The organism is Photorhabdus sp. RM96S, from assembly GCF_042879335.1.
GTDB lineage: Bacteria > Pseudomonadota > Gammaproteobacteria > Enterobacterales > Enterobacteriaceae > Photorhabdus > Photorhabdus kayaii.
In genome coordinates, this window is the sequence record NZ_JBHFKT010000040.1 from 21,483 (window position 1) to 44,543 (window position 23,061).

Below are 23,061 nucleotides of genomic sequence, written 5' to 3' on the forward strand. Positions count from 1 at the left end.
ATTTAATTATTTCTCAAGTGGCAGGGTATTGTCTGCTCCCCATTCAGCCCATGATCCATCATATAAATAAACATCTTTCTTGCCGATGATATCTAAACCCAATACTAAAACGGCAGCAGTCATACCCGATCCACAACTGGTGATAACCGGTTTGTTTAAATCGATGCCTTGCTGATGGAAAATATCGGTAATTTCAGTTCCTGATTTAAAGTGACCATTCTCTATCAACATCGTCCACGGAACGTTTTTACTGCCAGGAATATGGCCCATTCTTAATCCGGGGCGCGGTTCTGGCGCTTTAGCTTGAAAGCGGTCTGTTGCTCTGGCATCGACAATTTGGATTTGTTGATCATTTAGCGCATCCAGAATTTGTTCCAGTGATTTCACTTTGTCGGCATCAAAATCGGCACTAAAGATTTGAGGATTGCGTTTCACTTCACCTGATTCTGTTGGCAATCCTGCCTGTTGCCAGCCTTGTAAACCGCCATCAAGAATACGGACGTTGTGGCTACCGAATATTTTAAATGTCCACCATGCACGAGGGGCAGAGAACATATTGCCTTGGTCATAAATCACGACTAAATGATTTTTACTGATCCCCATTGCGCCAACAGCCTGACTAAAAGTTTGCGGATCGGGCAGCATGTGAGGTAATCCACTTTGATGATTGGCAATTTTGTCTAAATCAAAAAATTGGGCGCCGGGAATATGGGTATCCAGCCAAAGTTGATGGCAATCAATTTGTTGAGGTGGTGGTGGGGCGGTTGCATCAAGGATGACGAGATTCTTATCATCAAGATGATCTTTTAGCCATTGTGGAGTGACAAAGTATGCGTTATTCATGGGGTCCCTCACTTGATACGAAGATAAAATAGTCCTATTGGGATAGGCACTACGTGTTACAGCCCGTTATTGTTGTTGTACCGGCGCTGTGGTGGTTTCTGGTTGTTGACTGGTTAGTGATTCTACCGGTGTGGTTGAGCGGGTGTACATATTAAGGCCCGCCAAGAATACGCCGCCAATTGAACCAAATGCAAAGATAGCGATGAAAATGATAAGGAGCTTTTTCATTATTGTTCTCAGGTGTTGTAGAAAATAGGCAGTATATAGCGTTCTGAATAGCTGGCAAGGTGCTCACCAATTTAACAAACGAGTTGATTGTCGCCTCGACATAAAGCTGATTTCATTTTTGCTCTGTGGGACAATAGCGCTCCGGTTGTATGGCAGAGAATCCAATGGCACTTTCCAATTCAATAAAAAATCAGATAAGTCAGTGGTATAAGATATTACCTCAACATATTAATGGTTTTATTTCTCGTGTTCCGCAGCGGCAGATGATTGCCGAAGTTGCAAAAACGCTTGCGGATCAGGAAGGTCGTCATTTGGTTATTGAGGCGCCAACGGGAATCGGCAAAACCCTTTCTTATCTGCTACCTGGGATTGCTATCAGCAGAGCGGAAAGTAAGCCATTGGTCGTGAGTACGGCGAATGTCGCTTTGCAAGATCAGATTTACAGTAAAGACCTTCCTCTGTTGCGTAAAATTATTCCCGATCTGAAATTTACCGGGGCTTTTGGTCGTGGTCGTTATGTTTGCCCACGCAATCTTGACGCTATCTGTGCAACCGAGAGTGAGCAGATCGATCTTATGTTTTTGGTTGAGGACAAAACAGAGCTTGCCAGTAGTGAAGAGAGGGAATTGTGTGGTCGGTTGCGTAGTGATTACACAACTTTTGCCTGGGATGGGTTGCGTGATCACCATAAATTGGCTTTGTCCGATGCTTTGTGGGGGAAAGTGAGTACGGATAAAGTAAATTGTTTGGGACGTAACTGTCAGTATTATCATCGTTGCCCATTTTTTATTGCTCGCCGTGAGATAGAAAATGTCGATGTGGTGGTTGCTAACCATGCGTTAGTGATGGCGGCATTGGAGAGTGAATCGGTACTCCCTGATGCTAAAAATTTGTTATTGGTACTCGACGAAGGCCACCATATACCGGATGTTGCCAGGGATTCTCTGGAAGTGGAGGGGGAAATCACTCTGTTTCAACTTAATGGTCAATTAGATACTTTTGTTCGTCATGTTGAGCAATATCTGGTGCAATTCCATCCGGCAAAGCCACCACGCTTAGCTAATGCCAGTCGCCTTAATGAACACAGTGAAAAACTACGGGAATGCTTTAGAGAGCTCGCAATTATCACTCAGGCGTTTTTATCTGAAAAGAATGAACTAGATGAGTATCTGTTTGAGATGGGTAAATTACCGGATAACTTGCTACTTTGCTGCCAACAGCTATTTAAATTGACCGACGGTTTACGGGGTTTGGCAGAAGCGATACTGAATGATTTGACTGAGCGGACGGCTAAACAGGATATTGTCAGATTGCATCGGTCTATTTTGCATACTAGCCGTACGCTTGGATATTTTGAAAATATGACTAAGCTGTGGCGTTTAGCGGCGTTGGAAGAGTCATCCAGTGCGCCGGTATCAAAATGGCTTAGACGCCGTGATGAGAAAAATCAGTCACACCTCTATTTCCATTGTGCCGGTATCAGAGTCAGCGAACAGCTTAATCAACTGCTTTGGCGTAGCATTCCTCATGTGGTTGTGACATCGGCAACGCTTCGTTCTCTGAATAGTTTTTCCCGTATTCAGGAGTTGACTGGGTTGACTGAAAAAGCAGGCGACCGTTTTGTCGCATTGTCATCACCTTTTGATCATGTACGGCAGGGTAAACTGGTTATTCCCAAAATGTCATGGGAGCCGACACTGCACAATGAAACCGCTCATTTGCAAGAGATGGCGTGTTATTTCAGAGCTCAATTGCTGAGGCAGCAACATAAAGGCATGTTGGTTTTGTTCAGCAGTCAGAGGGCGATGGATATCTTTCTCTCTTATGTAACGGATTTACGTCTGATGTTACTTGTGCAAGGGGATCAGCCACGTTATCGGTTAGTGGAAACACATTGTCAGCGTATCAATGAAGGGCAGTGTAGTGTTTTGATTGGATTGCAATCTTTTGCGGAAGGGCTGGATTTAAAGGGGGATTATCTGTCCCAAGTTCACATTCAAAAAATCTCATTTCCGCCAGTGAATAATCCAGTCATTATTACTGAAGGCGAATGGTTGAAATCACTTAAACGTTATCCTTTTGAAGTGCAGAGTTTACCAAGTGCTTCTTTTAGCCTGATTCAGCAAGTAGGAAGACTTATTCGTAGCCATGAATGTTATGGTGATGTGGTGATTTATGACAGGCGCTTACTGAGCAAAAGGTATGGCCCAAGATTATTGCAAGCGCTGCCCATTTTCCCTATTGAGCAGCCGGAAGTTCTTTCAGAGACAGAAATTGGGGACATGAATACTCTTTTGCAAGGAAGGCAATAATGAAGGCAAATTCAGAAGAGTTAACAATTTTCGTGTCAGTAGTGGAAAGCGGGAGTTTCAGTCGTGCGGCGGAACATCTGCAATTAGCAAATTCCGCTGTGAGCCGTTCTATAAAAAAACTTGAAAAGAAACTGGGTGTGAGTCTGCTCAATCGCACAACACGTCAGCTTAGCTTAACCGAAGAAGGTAAGCGTTATTTCCGCCGAGTTTAGCATGTACTACAAGAAATAGCAGCCGCTGAAACTGAACTTATGGAATCTAAACATACGCCAAGTCTCTCTTTAAGACTTGGTATCAGTTTTTCTTTACTTAAATTTTCTGTCCAGATTTTTGTCGTGATATAGATATCTTCACGGGCTACACCGCTTTCTTCTATGGCTTGCCCTACCGCGGTTTCATTCTCATAAATCTGTGCTGTATCAAGCGCACGATATCTCAATTCAAGAGCATTTTTTACTGATGTAATAACAACATCATCTTTCAGACGAAAAGTACCTAATCCAAATGCAGGAACAGACATAATAAACCTCATGTAATATTTGATTGAGAAAGGTTTTATTATCATGAGATAAATTGCAATAAAAAAGAGCAATAAATGCAGAAGTCTTTTGCTGATATGGCAAAGATATAATATACCCGTCATCTTTCAAGTTGCCTCTTTGTTGGCTGCACTCGCTCACCCCGGTCACATAGTTATCTATGCTCCCGGGGATTCGCTCCCTTGCCGCCGCGATCCATCTTGAAATCCATAGGGTATATAAGTTAATTTAAATAAATTATTTAAGGGAATACGAACATGTTTACTTCCAGATTAACGATGTTGCACTTATTTATGTGAATCTACCACAGGCAATATCTCTGTGGGCTTATTTTCACTTAGCAAAAAATGCCGGCCTTTTGCGATACCCTCTTCATGGAGAGGGTTTTCGGCTAATTTAGTAAATAAAATCGATAGAAAAGGCGATTTATCCTACTTTTTTCAGAAAACAGGTTTTTAATACTAACCCTCTGATTTTATCTGCGTTACATTCGATTTCATCGTCACGATGGGTAAGACGGATATTTTTAATCAAAGTGCCGCGTTTTAACGTTGCTGATGTGCCTTTTACTTTTAGATCTTTGATGACCTGTACAGAATCGCCATCATTAAGTAAGGTGCCATTGCTGTCTTTTACTTCGGTGTCCATTTTGTTATTTCCTCAAGTTATTTCTGAAAATAAGTGTGGATTATAGACAATTTGTACTGATTTTTAAAGGATATGGCGAAATTTGTCTGTGTGGAGGACATCTTATGATGTATTTTACTGCTCAACGCTTGCTTCAATGTGCTTGTTTGGTAAGCAGCGAAAGATCAATAAATTGGATCACCATGTGGTTTAGAATTTCAATTGTTTCCTGCTTAATGTCATCATCGACATCATTACGAGTATACCCGTCATCTTTCAAGTTGCCTCTTTGTTGGCTGCACTCGCTCACCCCGGTCACATAGTTATCTATGCTCCCGAGGATTCTCTCCCTTGCCGTCGCGATGCATCTTGAAATCCATAGGGTATATAAAGTAGTGTGGATGTCTTTGTTTTGACTAATTTGGCAGTCTCCATAATAATTTTACCTTGATGTTAATAATGAGTTTTTCATTGATGAGATGAATGTAACTCGATATTAGTCTTAAATCATATAGTTTATTCCTATTAAATCAATAGTTAATTTTTATAGGAAAATATTGACCATAAAATTTTTAGATTAATATTAAAAAATATAATAATTTATCAGGTAAATCTGTTGAGTAATTTTGACATGAATGAGTTTTTTATTCATGAAAAAACCGGAGAATGACTTTATTCCTCCGGCTTCTATTTTATTTCGATTAAATAAAATGATTAATCGATTTCGGTGATTTTAGGCTTTCTTTTTATTGTTGATGTAGATCCGATGGAGGCAAAAATAATACAGAACAGCGCCAGCCATTGCGTTATAGTTAAATGTTCATTCAGAAACGCAATACCAGATAGCGCACCCAGCGCGGGTTCAAGGCTCATTAGAGTACCAAATGTTTGTGCAGGTAAACGGGTTAGAGCAATCATTTCCAGTGTATATGGGAATGCAGTAGACAGAATTGCAATTGCCAGTGCCAGAGGGAGAATTGACATATCAAATAATAATTCTGGCCCCGTTTGTATCAAACCGACAGGGAAAAATATCATAGCAGCGATAAATGAACCAATAGACACCGTTGCGGCTCCATGGCCTGCACCGGCGCGTTGGCCGAAAATAATATACAGTGCCCAGCAAACACCTGCGCTGAGCGCATAAATAATCCCTATAGGATCTAAACTATTAATATTATTATTGCCAATGGGTAGTAGGAAAGCTAAGCCGGCGATAACCAATGCCACCCAAAGAAAATCTATTGGTCGGCGTGATGAGAACATAGCTACAGCCAATGGGCCGGTGAATTCAAGAGCCACGGCAATACCTAAAGGAATAGTTGTCAGTGCCATATAGAATGTATAATTCATCGCGCCAAGAGCAATACCATAGGTAAGCAGTGGCATGATGGATTTTCGGCTAAAACGCAAGCGCCAGGGTTTAAAAATAATAAACAGAATGATAGTTCCAAGACCTAGGCGCAGTGCGGTAACACCCGGTGCACCGATGACCGGAAACAGCGTTTTGGCAAGAGAAGCACCACCCTGAATTGATGTCATGGCAAGCAGTAACAGTATTACAGGTATTAATGGAAAGGTACTCTTTTGGAGCTTGGAAGGAGACATCCGGGCAAAACCTCAAATTAAAATCAAGTGATTTGGCCGACAATCTTCGCAGTGAAATGCAGATAACTCAATAGGTTTAGAGAATATAATTTTAGCGAAATATTTTTCATTTATTAGACCATATTATATGGTTATAGTGAAATTAAATTTCATTATTGGTATATAATTCTGTATAAATTTACATTGTATTTTAATATGTTGATAATTTAGGGATTACAAGTGATGAAGGTATTTACTACAATCTGGTTAATTCTTGATTTCATATCATAATAATTAAGAATAAGTTATGATTAATGCTAATATATTGAATATGAAAGAAACCGTCTTTATTTGGTTTTTCTTGGTATCAGTTTTATAAGTGAGTTGTATGATTGTGATACTAACGTATAATCCTATTTTTCATGTGAAGGTAAAGTAACAGGAGCTGAGATAATGAAAAGTATTGCTGTTTATTGTGGTTCAAGTCTGGGAATATCTGAAATCTATAAAGAAAATGTCATTATCTTCGCAAAGGAATTGGTTAAACGTAATCTTACGCTCATTTATGGTGGCGCCAGTGTGGGCATTATGGGAACTGTTGCTAATACGGTTTTGGCAGAGGGTGGGAAAGTCATTGGTGTTATTCCAACATTATTGGAGTCACGGGAGATATCACATAAAAATCTGACAGAATTATACGTTGTTGAAACTATGCATCAGCGTAAAAACAAAATGATTGAGTTAGCTGATGGTTTTGTTGCTTTACCTGGGGGTTTTGGCACATTGGAAGAGTTCAGTGAGGTATTTACCTGGAGTCAGATTGGGTTACATACGAAACCTTGCGGTATTCTTAATATTAATAACTTTTATGATCCGCTAATTGCGATGATTAATAAAATGGCTGATGAACAATTCTTGCATGAAAAATATCGTTATATGGCAATAATTGAACAAGATCCTGCTATCTTACTCGATCGTTTTAATACTTATCGGGCACCCTCTGTAAAAACATATTAAAATCCATTTTATGGTGAAAAAGCGATATCATTGTAATGCTGTAAAAAAGGAACCAAAAAATAAAACTTGATAGGATCCACTTCCATGAAAAAGTGGATGATACAGAAACAGCATCTACCTTTGATTAAGGTAATAACTATATTAGTTATCAAAATAAATAAACCATTCCTGTTGTATAGATATTAATTAAAATATCTTCTCACAGGAATGGTTGTTAATACTAATGATTAAATATTAGCTTACAATCATATATTCTACTATTGGATTATTACCGCCATCTGCTGTATAGGATAAATGTAAATCATCACCTAAATAATCGGTTGAGATTGAGTAGCTGCTGCTGCCAATCAAAGGGTTACTCCATGTAACATAGATACTATAGATTTCGCCTTTACTATCTACAAATACATAGGTACAGCGCCCTGCAACACCACCTAACAGGCTGTTTGAATCACTTCTCCAAATCGCTTTTCCAGGCGTGTTATCATTGCTTCTATTAATGACTTGAGGAGGAAGAGTGGTCCACTCACCTTGATCCAGACGAATAGAATCCTGAATAAGTTTAAGTTTATATATTGATTTGTTAGTTACTTTTGCAATAACGCTGATTGGTGCTTTTAAGGAGATTGCTTCGATCTCTGACATAGTATTACCTCTTGTGATTGATGTTAAAAATATGATTAATAAATTCCAAGATTTTAATTTAGCCTATTATGGTTATATAAAATAACTTGGGGTGAAACCAACCTTCTTCGCTATATTTGATAGCTTATTTTACTTCCTATTAGAATTCCTTTTCTTTATGTTTCCTAAAAATCAATTTTTATATCTGAGTCTTTTTATTTATCGTTATCACCATTTTATTACTATTTTTGATAATTTTAATCTTTTAAAAGATTAAAATTAAAAGCAAACTATCTATTCATTGGTGTAGATAAAAAGATTTATTTTGTCTCGATGTTTTTTAAGATACCTTTTCTCTCAGATAAAAGTCAATTTTTTTGCTCTTTGTGTTTTATTATAAAATAACAACCGGTTAATTATATTTTCGTACTTAAAAACGTAGATATAGATGATAAAATATGTCTATGTTTTTTAATAACTAATATATAAAACGGCTATAATGGCAAATAAAAATAGAACGCCAATTTTATGACGGGAGAATAATAATTTATTATTTTTTGAACATTAATTCATCATTATATTGATGAGATGTTAATGCGTTGTAATATTGAATGAGTATAACTTAGCAATATACCCAATGGATTTCAAGATGGATCGCGACGGCAAGGGAGCGAATCCCCGGGAGCATAGATAACTATGTGACCGGGGTGAGTGAGTGCAGCCAACAAAGAGGCAACTTGAAAGATGACGGGTATAGATTGTATTTATTTTGAATAGCGATAAACGTATTAATTTGATAAGTCTTTATTTTTGCTAGGAAGTTTATTGATTTATTGATTAACAAATATTTGGATAATGAGATGAAATTATATTCACTATAGGGACTATTACATCCTTGATGAAAAAATTGTAAAAAAGGAAATTATTGTGAACGTAATGTCATTAATCCCTAATATGTTTATTTGCAATGTGCCAATATTGATTTCTCTTATTTTCTTCTTTGTGCCTGATTTGAAAGCACATTCCGCATCAAATTAAATCACAGTATCGTTTTGTCATTTAGAGTACCAATAGAAAGCTTGTTACTATTTTATTAAAAGTAAAAAATCAAAGCAGTCTATTTTTAGATATTAGCCGTCAGATCTTGCAAGCAAGCCTTTGAGTTGGAGGAGCGCCTTGGGATGCCGGGGCTGCTCCTAAAATTTTAACACTGTTTTAGTGAATGAATTTGCAGTACGATATAAGTTAATTAGCTCGAATAACGCTCAAAACTCTCCGCGATCTCTTAATACTATTGTGGCATAATGCGCCGCTATCGATTTTTCCGATTTTCCTTTTGTTTCTAAATGTAAGAGCGAATGCAGTGTTAAGTACAAACAACATCACCATGCAATTTGGCAGTAAGCCCCTGTTTGAAAACATTTCTGTCAAGTTTGGCAACGGTAACCGTTATGGTCTGATTGGCGCTAATGGTTCCGGTAAATCCACTTTTATGAAAATTCTGGGAGGTGATCTGACACCCTCTGTCGGCAATGTCAGCACCGATCCCAATGAGCGTATTGGTAAACTGCGTCAGGATCAGTTTGCTTTTGAAGAGTTCACGGTGTTGGATACCGTGATTATGGGGCACACGGAACTGTGGCAGGTAAAGCAGGAGCGTGACCGCATCTATGCAATGGCAGAAATGAGTGAAGAGGATGGCTATCGCGTTGCGGATCTGGAAGTCGCTTATGGCGAGATGGATGGTTATAGTGCCGAAGCGCGAGCCGGAGAGTTGTTGCTAGGCGTGGGTATTCCAGTAGAACAGCATTACGGTTTGATGAGCGAAGTGGCACCAGGCTGGAAATTGCGGGTATTGCTGGCTCAAGCGCTGTTTTCTAATCCTGATGTTCTGTTATTGGATGAACCGACGAATAACTTGGATATTGATACGATTCGTTGGTTAGAGCAGATACTGAATGAACGAAATAGCACTATGATCATTATTTCCCATGATCGCCACTTCCTGAATACGGTTTGTACTCATATGGCCGATCTCGATTACGGTGAATTACGTCTGTTCCCCGGTAATTATGATGAATATATGGTTGCCGCCACTCAGGCCCGTGAACGTCTGCTCGCGGATAATGCGAAGAAGAAAGCACAGATTGCGGAGTTACAGTCTTTTGTCAGCCGTTTCAGCGCTAATGCCTCCAAATCAAAACAGGCGACTTCCCGTGCTCGTCAGATTGATAAAATCCAGTTGGGAGAAGTTAAGGCATCCAGCCGTCAGAATCCTTATATCCGTTTTGAGCAGGATAAGAAATTATTCCGTAATGCTCTGGAAATAGAAGGTTTAACTAAAGGTTATGACAATGATCCTCTGTTTAAAAATCTTAATCTCTTGCTGGAAGTTGGTGAGAAACTCGCTGTTATTGGTGCTAACGGTATTGGTAAAACAACTTTCTTGAAAACGCTCGTTGGTGAAACAGAGCCAACCAGTGGCACAGTTAAATGGTCTGAAAATAGTAGCATTGGTTACTATGCTCAGGATCATGCCAGTGATTTTGACTGTGATCTGACGGTTTTTGACTGGATGAGTCAATGGAAGAGAGAAGGGGATGATGAACAAGCTGTTCGTAGCGTATTAGGCCGTTTGTTGTTCAGCCAAGATGACATTAAGAAAAAAGTCAAAGTATTATCGGGTGGCGAAAAAGGGCGGATGCTATTTGGTAAGTTGATGATGCAACAGCCAAATATTCTGATAATGGATGAACCAACAAACCACTTGGATATGGAATCCATTGAATCCCTGAACCTCGCGCTTGAATTGTATAAAGGTACTTTGATATTTGTTTCTCATGATCGGGAGTTTGTTAGCTCATTGGCAAGCCGAGTTATGGAAATTAAATCTGATAAAGTCATTGATTTCAAAGGTACTTATGATGAGTATTTGAGAAGCCAAGGAATTGTTGAGTAATAATCTTGTGGCATAAATCGCCCTAGTTGAGATAACCGGGGCGTGTTCTTTCTATTGCTTGTTATTTCTATTGCGTGTTATTTCTATCGGTAAATAGATTAACTGTTGCACACCTCGCAATTGGGATCTTTAAGTAATTTAATATCACGAAATTGCATCGTCATTGCATCAAACAGTAAAACCTTTCCGCTGCTGACTTTGCCGTATCCAGTAAGGAGTTTGATGGTTTCCATTGCTTGTAATGTACCGATGGTGCCGACCAATGGCGCCATAACTCCCGCTTCTACGCACGTCAAATTGTTTTCGCCAAACAGTCTGCTCAGGCAACGGTAGCAGGGGGCATTTGGCTGATAAGTAAATGTAGTGAGTTGTCCTTCCATGCGAATAGCGGCACCAGAAACCAGAGGCGTTTTCCTTGTCAGACACAAGCGGTTCAGTTGTTCGCGGATTGCCACATTATCAGTACAATCTAAGACAACATCATTCTGGCTGATAAGTTCATCTAGCGCCTGATCTTCCAGTAATCCATTAACGGTTTTAATCGTGACATGTGGGTTTATTGCCCGGAGCGTCAATTGGGCTGAATGCACTTTAGCCATGCCGATACGTTCATCTCGATGCAGGATCTGCCGTTGCAGGTTCGAGAGAGAAACAGTATCAAAATCCAGTAGTGTTATTGTTCCCACACCTGCCGCGGTTAAATATTGGGATGCTGCGCAACCTAAACCACCGGCACCGACTATCAGGATCGCCGAAGATTTCAATTTTTCCTGACCGTCAAAATCAAACCCGCGTAGAACAATCTGACGGTTATAGCGTAGGGTTTCTGTGTCTGTTAGTTCAATGGTCATTATTCATTTTTCAGTAAGTGATTGAACAATTCGATTTCAACATTTTCACCAATTTCTACCCGACCACGTTCACGTTCCAGAACAATGAAGCAGTTCCCCTGACTGAATGAACTAAATATATGAGAGCCTTGATGCCCTGTCGTACAGACTTCTAATTGACCGTGTTCATTCACCGAAGCAATACCTCGTTGGAAATCCATTCTCCCCGGCGTCTTTTTCAATGGCGTGGTGACCTTGGCGCGCATACGCATAGGGGGTTGCCATGCTGTAAAACCGGATAGACGAGCGATTAAAGGTTGAACTAATTGATAGAAAGTGAGAACGGCTGAAACTGGATTACCGGGCAAACCACAGAACCAGGCGTTTTTTAGTTTGCCAAAAGCGAAGGGTTTACCCGGTTTAATTGCCAGTTTCCAGAAACAGATTTCGCCTAATTCATCCAGTATCTGCTTGGTGTAGTCTGCTTCACCCACAGAAACACCACCACTGCTGATAACTAAATCAGCTTGTTGATCTGCTTCACCAAAAACATGGCGTAAAGCTTGGGGATTGTCTGCAATAACCCCTAAATCAATAACATCGCAATCCAGTTTTTCCAGCATTAGTCGAACGGCAAGACGGTTGGTATCATAAATTTGGCCTTCCTTCAGTGGGTGACCGATAGCTTGTAGCTCATCACCGGTCGAGAAAATGGCGACTTTTAATTTGCGAACGACTTCAACGTCGGTGATGCCTAAAGATGCAATTAGCGGTAACTGAGCGGTGGATAATTTGCTGCCTGCCGGTAGTACCACCGCACCTTCAGTAATATCTTCGCCGGCCAGACGGATATTCTGGCCTTGCTTGGCTGGCTGAGTGAAGACAATGCCATCATCAGTAATCTCTGCGTGTTCTTGCATAATGACCGTATCAGCGCCTGTGGGAATAGGTGCGCCAGTCATAATGCGGATACAAGTTGCAACCGGCCATTCTCCTTGAAAAGGTGCGCCTGCTAGTGCTTTTCCTGCCAGAGGTAGTGGTTTACAGCTATTTAAATCCGTATAGCGTACGGCATAACCATCCATTGCTGAGTTAGCAAAAGGCGGCACATTGATAGGAGAAATAATATTTGTTGCAGTAATGCGTCCTGATGTTTGCGGGAGGTTGACGGTTTCTGTGTCAGTCAGTGGTGTAACTTGCGTCACAAGTTTTTCCAACGCCTGCTGCAAAGAGATCAATCCAGAGGTGTGACAGTGATCCATAATGATGCTCCCAGATAAGGTTTTTCATTAGGCATTATGGCAGAGATCATCCTATGTGTGAGTGATATTTGGCTTTGATGAGTATCCTATGTTTCATAAATGCGGCGATATTGGTCTCGGTGGTCCAAAGCGCCGCAACATGTGATAAATATGCAGAACATCACGATTAACCTGGCGTCAGGGAATCTGCTGTTGTCATAGCCAGGTCACAAAGCGGACAAGAGATTATAAGGTTTGACCACTGTCAACGGTTATGACTTGTCCTGTCATCGATTCTGCTTTTAACAACATTAAGGTTATTTCTGCAACATCTTCTGGCGTTGAAATTCTTTCTAAGGGCAAATAAGTGCAAAGCGTATGCATTTTCTCTTCTTTCCCTTTCCACCATCTGGTTTCAACGGCGCCTGGCGCTACGCAGTTAACCCTGACCGATGGAGCCAGTGCCCGAGCTAAGGATCTTGTTAGTCCGTGAACTGCTGATTTGGAAGTGGCATAGGGGATACAAGAACCTAGGCCTGTTTCGCCGGCGATACTACCGACATTCACGATAGCACTCCCTGTTCTTGCTTTAAGATAAGGCGCGGCATACCGGCAACAATGAAATGTGCCTTTCACATTAACATCAATAATGGTATCCCAAATATCGCTAGATATGGCATCAAGATCTTCAAATTGAAGTTGTCTGGTTGTCGCCGCGTTATTTACCAGATAGTCGATCCCGCTAAACTTTTCCACGACAGTGTTTATCATCGCCTGCACAGCCGATTCGTCGGCAACATCCGCTTTTATCGCGATAGCTTGCCCCCCATCCTTGATAATGGCTTCTGTTGTTTCCCGCGCTTCAAGTTCACTTTGTGAATAGATCACTGCGACCGCAGCACCTTGTTTCGCCAGCATAATACTGATAGCCCGTCCTATACCGGTTCCACCACCGGTTACAATGGCTGTCTTACCTTGAAATACTTTATACATAACAATGCTCCTTATTAATATTTGTACATAACATGATGAATCATATCTCTTATAGACAGGTTTGTTAGTACCGTTTTGGCATTATTGTGTGGAAGCCAGACTAATTAAGCTAATGTTGTGTTGTAAAACTCGATTTAGCCTTAGTGGAGGTAACTTATTAGAGGTAAAAATAAATAAGCGGTGCAGAGTAAGAAAATTCATATACGCTGACATTCCAGATACTGTAATTAATTGCTTACTGATTTTTTATTTATGGGTAGAAATAATTTACGTTTTTCTGGGAATTTTGTTAATTAAAAGTGTGTATTATATTTGATTTCTGTTTTGGATTGTGAGAAATAAATTAAAAAATAATATCTTATGGCTATGAACAATTCAATGTCTCCTCAACAAAGTCACCGCTACCTAGCTTTTCATATCGCAATGAGTGGATTTTTGGCGCTAGTCGTCGCTATGGGAATTGGGCGTACTGCTTTCACTCCTCAAGTACCTTTAATGATCGCTGAATTCCAGTTTAGTCTGACTGGGGCCGGTATTGTTGCGGCTTTTAACTATTTGGGATATCTGGCCGGCTCCTATGATGCAATGCGGGCGCGCCGTTTGATTGAATATCGGCTTTGGGCCGGATTATGGGGAGCAGTGATTATCACATTGCTCTCTGCGCTATTGTATGGGGCGATATTGCACAGTATCGCCCGTTTTTTTATTGGTTGGGCGAGTGGTTGGACATTGGTGCTAGTAACATCATGGGCCAATGAACAGTTGGCTAAATTGAATCGTCCTGCGTTGAGTGCTGCCATATTTGCGGGGCCGGGAGTCGGGATATTCGTTACTGGTATCCTTGCCATCGGTATTCAAGCATGGCAAGTGAGTGCTTCCGAAGCATGGATGTTGTATGGCATTTTGGCGCTGATTTGCAGTATCTATATTAGTCGGCATTTGCCCCGTAGTGGTGAGTTACACCGTTCACAGGCTGAGGTGAAGAAACTGACTTTGACACCTGCAATTAAGCGGCTGGTATGGGGCTACAGCTTAGCCGGCTTTGGTTATATTTTACCTGCGACTTTTCTTTCACAAATGGCAAGTGATCGTTTCCCTGGCAGCTTGTTTGCACAGTTTGTCTGGCCAATATTTGGTGGTGCCGCAGTCATCGGCATCGGTTTTGCTATTCTGACCTGTCATATGCTGACAACGCAAATCCGGCTTGCGATCACTTTATGGATTCAGGCCGTGGGCATTCTTATCGCTGAGATCATTCCGGGAATAGGTGGTCTGGCATTAAGCTCTTTGTTGGTTGGTGGTGGTTTTATGTGTGTGGTGCAAATGGGGTTTCAGTATGGGCGTGAATTAGCGCCAGAACATAGCCGTTATATGGCCGGATTATTAACCACCGGATATGCTGTCGGGCAGCTTATTGGGCCGATGTTGTCAGCGGTTTCTACCGCAATAACCGGGAGATTGGAGCCAGCATTATATGTTGCATTGATTACCTTGGTCATTGCCGGGTTATTGGTTTGTAACAGGAATAAACCGACCAGTGAAGTGCGTGTGTAAAAAATTCATATAATTATGAAAAGCAATCACTGGATAATCACCACGTGCTCATTTACAGTGTGTGCAATAGTTACCTGTTAGTCGTGATTGTTTCAGTGATGGTACTTATGACTCGAACATCAATTGACTACCCGCCAGATGATGGAAAGTAATGTCTTTGGAGAAAATAATGTCATCCTTAAGTAAAGAAGCTGAGCTTGTGCATTCGGCGCTGGAAGCTCGTGGTCTTGAAACGCCTTTGCGTGGTCAGGCATTGGTGCCGGAAGTGCGCAAAGCGCGGATTGAGGAGCATATGACGGAAGTTATGAAACTGTTGAATCTTGATTTGCGTGATGACAGTTTGGCAGAAACCCCAGGTCGTATTGCGAAAATGTATGTCGATGAGATTTTTTCAGGATTGGACTACCGCAATTTCCCGAAAATCACATTGATAGAGAATAAAATGAAAGTGGACGAAATGGTGACGGTTCGTGATATCACACTCACCAGCACCTGCGAACACCATTTTGTGACCATTGATGGCAAGGCGACGGTTGCCTATATTCCAAAAGATAAAGTGATTGGGTTGTCTAAAATTAACCGTATTGTGCAATTTTTTTCTCAACGTCCACAGGTTCAGGAACGCCTGACCCAGCAGATCTTGATTGCATTACAGACACTCCTTGGCACCAATAATGTTGCCGTATCGATTGATGCGGTTCATTACTGTGTGAAAGCGCGGGGCATCCGTGATGTAACCAGTACCACGACAACAACCTCCTTGGGGGGATTGTTTAAATCTAGCCAAAATACTCGTCAAGAGTTTTTACGCACAATTCGCCATGTGTGATTTTTACACTGGAATATAAGAATGGCTTGCCAGAGAATTAATTCACTGGATAGCATTCGTGGCTTGGCAATACTGGGGATATTGCTACTCAATATCTCCGGTTTTGCTTTGCCATCCGCTGCTTATTTGAATCCGACATATAATGGTTCAGCTTCTTTAACTGATTTGATTGTCTGGTCTGTACTTAGTGTCTTTGTTCAGGGAAAGTTCCTGTGTATTTTGGCCTTCTTATTTGGTGCGGCATTGGAGCTACTATTACCAAGGGGCAAAATCTGGAATTATCCACGATTAACCATACTTGCTCTAATTGGAATGGGACATGGCATCCTACTCTGGGATGGCGATATTTTGCTCTCTTATAGTTTGGCAGGTTTTTTCAGCTTTCAATTGATTAGCCAAAATAGCGCCAGTAACCGGTTATTTATGAAAGGCGCTATTTTTTATCTGATCGGATTAGTACTATTGTTTATTCTCGGCTTTTTTTCCAGCGGCGAATCTAATAATGTTTCTTGGCAATCGACGGAATTCCAGATGTTATACGAAACATATTGGAAAACGTCTGGTGGATGGCTGGCAGCAAAAGAGCGTTTCAATCAGATCATGTTGATGATGGTCATGCTGTTTGTTCAGTATGGTTGGCAGCTTATCGGTATTATGTCATGTGGTGCTGGATTAATGCGTAATGGTTGGCTAAAAGGGGAATTTTCAGTGAGCCATTATCGAAATGTGGCGCTGGTGCTGATACCGCTCAGTATTGCTGTTCAGATATTCTCTGTGGTGTTCCAATATACCCATAATTGGGATTACTTTTGGTCTGGTATTGTCGGTTATATCCTTGCTGAGTTGGTAACGCCATTTCAGGCACTGGGGTATATGGCTTTAATATATGGTTTCTGGCCGGTCATTTCATGCTGGCGAATTAATTACTGGCTCAATCAGGTTGGGCGAATGGCGATGAGTAATTACTTGCTACAAACCTTAATCTGCACCCTGCTGTTTTATAACCTTGGGTTTTTTGGTCAATTTAGCCGTTTGGAATTGCTTGCATTTATTCTTCCCATTTGGGCAGTGAATATTCTTTTTTCATGCTGGTGGTTACGTCGTCACCCGCAAGGTCCAGTAGAACAGCGGTGGCGTGATATCACGGCGGTGTTGGCCCGGTCGGCTTAAACTGGGTTTTATCCATTGACCGTAATTCTTCAGGGGTTACGGCGGGGTAATCAGTCATACCTTTTGGTACCTTATACGGAGCAGGAATAGGGATCAACGGGCCCAAGAAACGAGGTTCACGTTTCAGAATATAAAGATCGGTCAGGGCACCAAGGCGGGCAATGATTTCGCGTAATCGAACGGTAATCATATTTTTGGGTGTGGAAACCGCATAACACTGAGCATCAATTCCCATATGCATAGCGATAAACAGGGCTCGTTCGCAATGAAATCGTTGGGTGATAATTGTGAAATCATTAGTGTTAAAAACTTTCCGGGTTCTGACTATTGAGTCAAGGGTTCTGAAACCAGCAAAATCCAGTACGATATTTGCAGTAGGAATACCCGCTTTTACCAAATCTCTGCGCATAGTGACGGGTTCGTTATAACTTTGCTGAGCATTGTCACCACTCAGTAACAAATATTTGATTTTGTCGCTGTTATAAGCATTAATGGCTCCCTGAATACGGTACATATAGTACTGATTTGGCGCACCAGAGAGGTAATATTTAGCAGTACCAAGTACTATACCCACTTCACGTTCAGGAAGTTGTTTGAGATCATCAAAGACATAGGGGGCTGTTTTCCAACTAATCCAGCGGTCAAGTGCAATAGCTGTCAGTATCAGCATCCCTATGACGAATAACAGACTAGTTATCAGGCGCTTCCACATGCTTTTGCCTTATACACATTAATGACTGAATTTGTTAAAGGCTACTTTACCTGAAATTTCGAAGCAAGTTTTCTCTGTAAGAAAAAAGCTTGATAGTAAAAGAGAACTAACAAGCTTTTTACGTATTTTTAATGATAAAAATCAGAATGAAGTACGTTTGTACACGCGGTATTCAGGTTTCCAGAAGTTGCGTTCAATCGCTTCATCCAGTGCTCCATCTGAGGTCACAGTGGCAACGCCCTGTATTTGTGCTTCTTTGGCGACTTGTTTAGCAATTTTGCGTGACACTTCCTGAATATCATCGATAAGTGGCAGTAACGGACCTTGACCCTCTTGGGCTAAGGGTGAGCAATCCGCCAATGTTCGGCTTGCTGCCATCAACATACCGTCAGTAACCAGTTTGGCCCCCGATGCAATGACACCCAAGCCAATGCCGGGGAAGATATAGGCATTGTTACATTGCGCTATTGGATACTCCTGATCTTTATATTTGACCGGATTAAATGGACTACCTGTCGCAACCAGGGCGGCACCATCCGTCCAGTTGATGATATCTTCGGGACGGGCTTCAACACGGGAAGTTGGATTCGATAATGGCATGACGATTGGACGTTCACAATGTTTATGCATCTCACGGATGATCTCTTCTGTAAACAAACCTGCCTGACCTGAAACACCAATCAATACTGTCGGTTTAGCATTACGGACAACATCGAGCAGCGAGATTGAATCGCTGTTTACATCCCATTTAGCTAATGAGTCGCTTTTCTGCACCAGCTTGTTCTGGAAATCCAATAGATTTGGCAGTTTGTCTGTTAATAAACCGAAACGGTCAACCATGAAAATACGGGCACGAGCCTGTTCTTCACTTAAACCTTCTGATTTCATCTGGGCGACGATCTGTTCTGCAATGCCGCAACCAGCGGAACCTGCGCCGAGGAAGGTGACTGTTTGATCTTTCAATTGACGGCCCGCCGCGCGACTGGCGGCAATTAAGCTACCTAACGTAACGGCGGCAGTTCCCTGAATATCATCATTAAAGCAACAAATCTCGTGGCGATAGCGATTAAGAAGAGGCATAGCATTTTTTTGTGCGAAATCTTCAAATTGCAGCAGCACATTTGGCCAGCGTCGTTTAACAGCCTGAATAAATTTGTCTACGAATTCATCATATTCTTCACCGGTGATACGCGGGTGACGCCAGCCCATATATAACGGGTCATTTAGGCGTTGCGGGTTGTTGGTGCCTACATCCAGGACGACTGGCAGTGTATAAGCCGGGCTGATGCCACCGCAGGAGGTATACAAGGAGAGCTTACCGATAGGAATACCCATTCCGCCAATGCCTTGGTCACCCAAACCGAGGATACGTTCACCATCGGTAACAACGATGACTTTTACATTTTGTTTGGTCGCATTTTGCAGCATGTCATCAATATGTGCTTTGTTTGGATATGAGATGAACAGGCCACGGGCACGGCGGTAAATATCGGAAAAGTGCTCACAAGCTTCACCGACGGTTGGGGTATAGATGATCGGCATCATTTCGTTCAAATGCGCATCCAGCAGGCGGTAGAACAGGGTTTCGTTAGTGTCCTGAATATTTCGCAGGTAAATGTGCTTATCTGCATCATTTTTGAAATCAAGATACTGCCGATAGGCACGTTCAGCTTGTTCTTCGATGGTTTCGACCGCTTCCGGTAATAAACCGTAAAGATTAAAGTTGCTGCGTTCTTCCTTAGTAAAAGCGCTGCCTTTATTCAGCAGGGGGAATTCCAACAGAATTGGGCCAGCATAGGGAATGTATAGTGGACGTTTACTTTCGTGTTCCAGTTCCATGAATCTTACTCTTTGAACTAAATGGATAAAAGGTCGCTACAGATCCTAAGAGATAGGAAAAATATGTACAGTAAATGTTACTTAATTAGAGGTATTATGAGTAAAAATGAGAGATAACATCCAGAGTTAGATAATAAAATGTTACGGTAATTATTTTTTACAGCGGAAAACCCTCTATCTGCATAGAGGGAAAAATGAATTTTCCACTGAACTTAGAAAGTGTAGTAATCAAATTTGCTGCAACCGAGCGCAGCAAGTATAGATTGAGTCGCACTCCGTTGGGATAAATCACTGTGTTTTCCCTCAACTAACACCGCTCTTTCGATAGCCAGGCAATCACCACCAGAAATGTTCATCAGAATCAGCGCTGCTTGTAATGGGGGCAAGCTTGGGTTAAATGCGGCATTTTCTGCATAACGCCCAGGATAAATTCTTCCATCTTTTCCCAGAAGTGCGGTACCGCTGTAGGAATTACTGTATGGGGCATAGCTCTGGTTTGCTGCATCTAATGCCGTTAGTACTAATTTATCCGTCGTTTCTAGTTTATAGCCATGATTGACCGGGTCCATCAACAAAGTTGTGATGCCCAGATCATTTGGACCAAAAGAATCTGGCAGATAGTGATCTAATGTTGAAGGTGCCTGTTTTGGCAGATGAATCTCTAATTGTGTGCCACTATTAAGTTCATTCATAAATTGGCGGCAATGGCCGCACGGAGAGTAATTCACAGTAACAGATGCCAGTCTTTTCTCGCCTAATAACCAAGCGTGGGTAATCGCACATTGTTCAGCATGAATCGTTTGCTGTAGTGGTACGCCCGCAAATTCCATATTAGCGCCAAAATAGAGGTTTCCGCTTTCACCGCGGGCAATCGCACCAACATTAAAATGTGATATTGGTGTCAGGGAACATGCCGTTGCGAGGGGCAACAGGGCGACAGCCAAGGTGTTATCGTCAAAACCGCAGGCTTTCTTAATAGATTTAGCCTGTTCAGCAGTGAGCATGGCAGGAAAGTCATCGTTTCCTGCGTAAGGTAAAAGTGCATCCTGTAGTTTAGATGGCAGCTGTACCCATATAGGGTGAAAACGAGCTTGCATAGCGTGATCTCCGAATTAACTTGAGATCATTCTAAGTTGTCTGATGAGATTTGTAATGTGATAAATATCATATAGATGATGAGAATTATGTAATTGAAGTTGATAATCGAGCGATTATTATCAAATTTCCTAACAGATATACTAGCTAAATAGGTATAGCAGCACCGGGAATACAAAAGGGGCTGTTAGTGAAGTAATGATACCGCAGGTCATCAATGCCAATGAGCTGTATGCGCCTTCAACGAAATTGACCTCTGCACAGCGGGCGGTACCCAAAGCATGTGATGCCGTTCCCATTGCTAAGCCGCGGGATGCTTTGGTTTTTACCTGTAAAAGATCAAACAGGTTATGACCAAATATTGCGCCGAGAATGCCGACAAAAATGACACAAGCAGCACTGATTGCAGGAATACCGCCAATGGCGTCTGCTACTGCCATTGCTATTGGTGTTGTGACAGATTTAGGCAATATCGAAGCGGCCATTTCAGGCGTGGCGCCCATCCACAAGGCAATAGCAGTGCCTGTCACCATAGCGACAATACTACCGATAAAACAGATGCTAATAATGGACTTCCATTGGGCTCGGATCTGGTGTATCTGCTCATATAGAGGAAATGCCAACGCAACTACGGCGGGCTGGAGTAGATCATTTAGAATTTGGCTGCCGGCAAAATAGTGTTCATAAGGCGTGTGGGTTATTAATAATATTGGAATAAGGACGGCGATAGAAACCAATAAGGGGTTCAGAATGGGAATTTTGCATCGTAGTGAAAGTTTTCTTGCGGTGTAAAATACAATCAATGTTAATGGTAGTGACCACCAAATATGACTTAACATTTTTATTTCTCTTGTTTCTCTTGTTTCTGTTGTTTACTCTTAATTTCTGATGTGGAGCCTATAATTGGACGTTCATGATGAACATAGTGGGAACTGTAAGCAACGATAATCATAACAATTGCAGTACTGATCAGGCATGAAAAAACAATCGGAATTATCTGTTGGCTGAGTTGATCGTAATAATTCATTACGCCTACGCCAATAGGCAGAAACAGCAAGGTCATATTTTTTAGTAACAGGCTACAGCCTGGTTTTGCCCAATGAGCAGGAATTAGCTGGAAAGCTAATAAAACGAACAAGATCAACATACCGATAATACTGCCGGGAATAATGATGGGTAGTAGGGAAGAAATGGCATTACCTGTCAGCAAACATAAATAAATCAGAACAAATGCTCTCAGGTACTGCCAACCAACAATCAGTACTTCACGAAACGACATAACAAAATTCCTAATTCTGGTGAGGTACTTATCATACAAGTGACCTTGGGAATGTGCCATCTTTTCCTTCGAAAGGATGACGGAAATTTCGGCGGTTCTGGATTACAGCCCCGATAAAATGATTAGCAAGATTGGTAATGTGTGGTTTGATTTAATATGAGGTTTTCTAGAAAAAAGTGAACTTTATGATAGCGTTGAAGTCCAACCATACGAAAACATACGCTATGGAAAAAATAGTAATTTAATCAATTGCGGGTTGGAATACAACTCGCAGATATATTATATGGGAATAACCATGCAAATTTGTAGGATGAATTATAACGACCTGTCCGATAATGGACGAAAGGCTAAATTTCATTGTTATGGCGTTGGTATATTTGACGTTTTCTCTGGTCAAGATCCATACGTCAACAAGTCTGAATGTTCTTACATTGAGAAATCAGCAATTCCTCCAGGTCAGTATTGGATTGTTGATCGTCCGGTTGGTAGCATAGCGAACCAAGTCAGAGGCACAGCTCTTGATATGATTCATGGTACTAATCATTCTCAATGGTTTGGGTTATATAGTTTTCAGACAATGAATGATTATATATTCGTGAACGGTGTTCGACGCGGAGCATTTCGTCTTCATCCATTGCGTCCGAATGGTAGCGGCGAGTCTTGGGGATGTATCAGGGCTAACGCATGATCATTTTTTATCCATAAGATGACGAATTAACCGTACAAAATAAGCCACGCTTTATTCTTGTTGCAATCTTATCTGTTTACCGTTATTTATCCACA

General features: G+C 41.4%; 21 protein-coding genes and 3 pseudogenes. 8 read left to right on the forward strand and 16 right to left on the reverse strand.

Features of this window, described 5'->3' with window-relative positions:
• Positions 1–6: 6 nt before the first annotated feature.
• Both sseA and ACGF49_RS19715 read right to left on the reverse strand, forming a co-directional pair.
• Positions 7–843 carry a 3-mercaptopyruvate sulfurtransferase gene (sseA, locus tag ACGF49_RS19710; RefSeq protein ID WP_113042171.1) on the reverse strand — a complete coding sequence of 279 codons (837 nt, stop codon included), beginning with the start codon at positions 841–843 and terminating at the stop codon, positions 7–9.
• A 66-nt stretch (positions 844–909) separates the two neighbouring features.
• A complete protein-coding gene (locus tag ACGF49_RS19715; RefSeq protein ID WP_191214833.1) occupies positions 910–1,071 on the reverse strand; it encodes a hypothetical protein in 162 nt (53 codons plus the stop codon).
• Between the two features lie 164 nt (positions 1,072–1,235).
• Here ACGF49_RS19715 and dinG point away from each other — a divergent pair, with 164 nt between their 5' ends.
• Together dinG and ACGF49_RS19725 are read left to right on the forward strand one after the other, a co-directional pair.
• Positions 1,236–3,383 carry an ATP-dependent DNA helicase DinG gene (dinG, locus tag ACGF49_RS19720; RefSeq protein ID WP_113042172.1) on the forward strand — a complete coding sequence of 716 codons (2,148 nt, stop codon included), beginning with the start codon at positions 1,236–1,238 and terminating at the stop codon, positions 3,381–3,383.
• Positions 3,383–3,673 (forward strand): annotated as a pseudogene (locus tag ACGF49_RS19725) (LysR family transcriptional regulator); the annotation flags it as partial. The gene dinG and the pseudogene ACGF49_RS19725, both read left to right, overlap by 1 nt.
• Here ACGF49_RS19725 and ACGF49_RS19730 read toward each other — a convergent pair.
• The 5 genes and pseudogenes from ACGF49_RS19730 to rhtA form a co-directional block, all read right to left on the reverse strand.
• Positions 3,655–3,903 (reverse strand): annotated as a pseudogene (locus tag ACGF49_RS19730) (aldo/keto reductase); the annotation flags it as partial. The pseudogenes ACGF49_RS19725 and ACGF49_RS19730 overlap by 19 nt on opposite strands.
• Positions 3,857–4,072, reverse strand: coding sequence for a hypothetical protein (locus tag ACGF49_RS19735; protein ID WP_158536551.1), 216 nt, complete (start codon positions 4,070–4,072; stop codon positions 3,857–3,859). The pseudogene ACGF49_RS19730 and the gene ACGF49_RS19735, both read right to left, overlap by 47 nt.
• 276 nt (positions 4,073–4,348) lie before the next feature.
• Positions 4,349–4,570: an alkylphosphonate utilization protein gene (locus tag ACGF49_RS19740; RefSeq protein ID WP_112876135.1), complete on the reverse strand. Its 222-nt coding sequence runs from the start codon at positions 4,568–4,570 to the stop codon at positions 4,349–4,351.
• A gap of 136 nt (positions 4,571–4,706) precedes the next feature.
• Positions 4,707–4,859: pseudogene (locus ACGF49_RS19745) on the reverse strand (DNA starvation/stationary phase protection protein Dps); the annotation flags it as partial.
• 404 nt (positions 4,860–5,263) lie between these two features.
• Positions 5,264–6,157, reverse strand: a complete 894-nt coding sequence (rhtA, locus tag ACGF49_RS19750) for a threonine/homoserine exporter RhtA (RefSeq protein WP_113042173.1) — start codon at positions 6,155–6,157, stop codon at positions 5,264–5,266.
• A gap of 432 nt (positions 6,158–6,589) precedes the next feature.
• Here rhtA and ACGF49_RS19755 point away from each other — a divergent pair, with 432 nt between their 5' ends.
• Positions 6,590–7,153 carry a TIGR00730 family Rossman fold protein gene (locus ACGF49_RS19755; RefSeq protein ID WP_112894853.1) on the forward strand — a complete coding sequence of 188 codons (564 nt, stop codon included), beginning with the start codon at positions 6,590–6,592 and terminating at the stop codon, positions 7,151–7,153.
• 234 nt (positions 7,154–7,387) lie between these two features.
• Here the strand turns inward: ACGF49_RS19755 and ACGF49_RS19760 are convergent, their stop codons facing one another.
• Complete coding sequence (locus tag ACGF49_RS19760; protein WP_113042174.1) at positions 7,388–7,798, reverse strand: toxin; 411 nt, start codon at positions 7,796–7,798, stop codon at positions 7,388–7,390.
• 1,342 nt (positions 7,799–9,140) lie between these two features.
• Here ACGF49_RS19760 and ACGF49_RS19765 point away from each other — a divergent pair.
• Entirely contained in the window at positions 9,141–10,736 is a 1,596-nt protein-coding gene (locus tag ACGF49_RS19765; protein WP_113042175.1) for an ABC-F family ATPase, read from the forward strand.
• A 98-nt stretch (positions 10,737–10,834) separates the two neighbouring features.
• Here ACGF49_RS19765 and moeB read toward each other — a convergent pair whose 3' ends face one another.
• The 3 genes from moeB to ACGF49_RS19780 all read right to left on the reverse strand — a co-directional run bounded on the left by moeB (position 10,835) and on the right by ACGF49_RS19780 (position 13,800).
• The gene (moeB, locus tag ACGF49_RS19770; RefSeq protein ID WP_113042176.1) at positions 10,835–11,587 is read right to left on the reverse strand and encodes a molybdopterin-synthase adenylyltransferase MoeB; all 753 of its coding nucleotides are present in this window, start codon (positions 11,585–11,587) and stop codon (positions 10,835–10,837) included.
• Positions 11,587–12,828, reverse strand: a complete 1,242-nt coding sequence (gene moeA / locus ACGF49_RS19775) for a molybdopterin molybdotransferase MoeA (RefSeq protein ID WP_228901354.1) — start codon at positions 12,826–12,828, stop codon at positions 11,587–11,589. Before moeA ends, moeB begins: the two co-directional genes overlap by 1 nt.
• A gap of 225 nt (positions 12,829–13,053) precedes the next feature.
• Positions 13,054–13,800, reverse strand: a complete 747-nt coding sequence (locus ACGF49_RS19780; protein WP_113042178.1) for an SDR family NAD(P)-dependent oxidoreductase — start codon at positions 13,798–13,800, stop codon at positions 13,054–13,056.
• Between the two features lie 366 nt (positions 13,801–14,166).
• Here ACGF49_RS19780 and ACGF49_RS19785 point away from each other — a divergent pair, with 366 nt between their 5' ends.
• From ACGF49_RS19785 to yeiB, 3 genes are all read left to right on the forward strand, one after another.
• On the forward strand, positions 14,167–15,354 hold the full coding sequence (locus ACGF49_RS19785) for a YbfB/YjiJ family MFS transporter (protein ID WP_387492409.1): 1,188 nt from the start codon (positions 14,167–14,169) through the stop codon (positions 15,352–15,354).
• 169 nt (positions 15,355–15,523) lie between these two features.
• Complete coding sequence (gene folE, locus ACGF49_RS19790; protein WP_387492398.1) at positions 15,524–16,183, forward strand: GTP cyclohydrolase I FolE; 660 nt, start codon at positions 15,524–15,526, stop codon at positions 16,181–16,183.
• 21 nt (positions 16,184–16,204) lie between these two features.
• On the forward strand, positions 16,205–17,353 hold the full coding sequence (gene yeiB, locus ACGF49_RS19795) for a DUF418 domain-containing protein YeiB (protein ID WP_387492400.1): 1,149 nt from the start codon (positions 16,205–16,207) through the stop codon (positions 17,351–17,353).
• Here yeiB and sanA read toward each other — a convergent pair.
• From sanA to ACGF49_RS19820, 5 genes are all read right to left on the reverse strand, one after another.
• Entirely contained in the window at positions 17,325–18,065 is a 741-nt protein-coding gene (gene sanA / locus ACGF49_RS19800; protein WP_271867064.1) for an outer membrane permeability protein SanA, read from the reverse strand. The genes yeiB and sanA overlap by 29 nt on opposite strands.
• A 141-nt stretch (positions 18,066–18,206) precedes the next feature.
• Positions 18,207–19,904: an NAD-dependent malic enzyme gene (locus ACGF49_RS19805; protein WP_228901341.1), complete on the reverse strand. Its 1,698-nt coding sequence runs from the start codon at positions 19,902–19,904 to the stop codon at positions 18,207–18,209.
• A gap of 212 nt (positions 19,905–20,116) precedes the next feature.
• Positions 20,117–21,001 carry a cytidine deaminase gene (gene cdd, locus ACGF49_RS19810; RefSeq protein WP_113042184.1) on the reverse strand — a complete coding sequence of 295 codons (885 nt, stop codon included), beginning with the start codon at positions 20,999–21,001 and terminating at the stop codon, positions 20,117–20,119.
• Between the two features lie 141 nt (positions 21,002–21,142).
• Positions 21,143–21,838 carry a CidB/LrgB family autolysis modulator gene (locus ACGF49_RS19815; protein ID WP_112894842.1) on the reverse strand — a complete coding sequence of 232 codons (696 nt, stop codon included), beginning with the start codon at positions 21,836–21,838 and terminating at the stop codon, positions 21,143–21,145.
• Positions 21,839–21,840: 2 nt separating this feature from the next.
• Positions 21,841–22,278: a CidA/LrgA family protein gene (locus ACGF49_RS19820; RefSeq protein ID WP_228901339.1), complete on the reverse strand. Its 438-nt coding sequence runs from the start codon at positions 22,276–22,278 to the stop codon at positions 21,841–21,843.
• A gap of 295 nt (positions 22,279–22,573) precedes the next feature.
• Between ACGF49_RS19820 and ACGF49_RS19825 the strand changes: the two genes are divergently transcribed.
• The gene (locus tag ACGF49_RS19825; protein ID WP_387492406.1) at positions 22,574–22,966 is read left to right on the forward strand and encodes a DUF2778 domain-containing protein; all 393 of its coding nucleotides are present in this window, start codon (positions 22,574–22,576) and stop codon (positions 22,964–22,966) included.
• Positions 22,967–23,061: the final 95 nt, after the last annotated feature.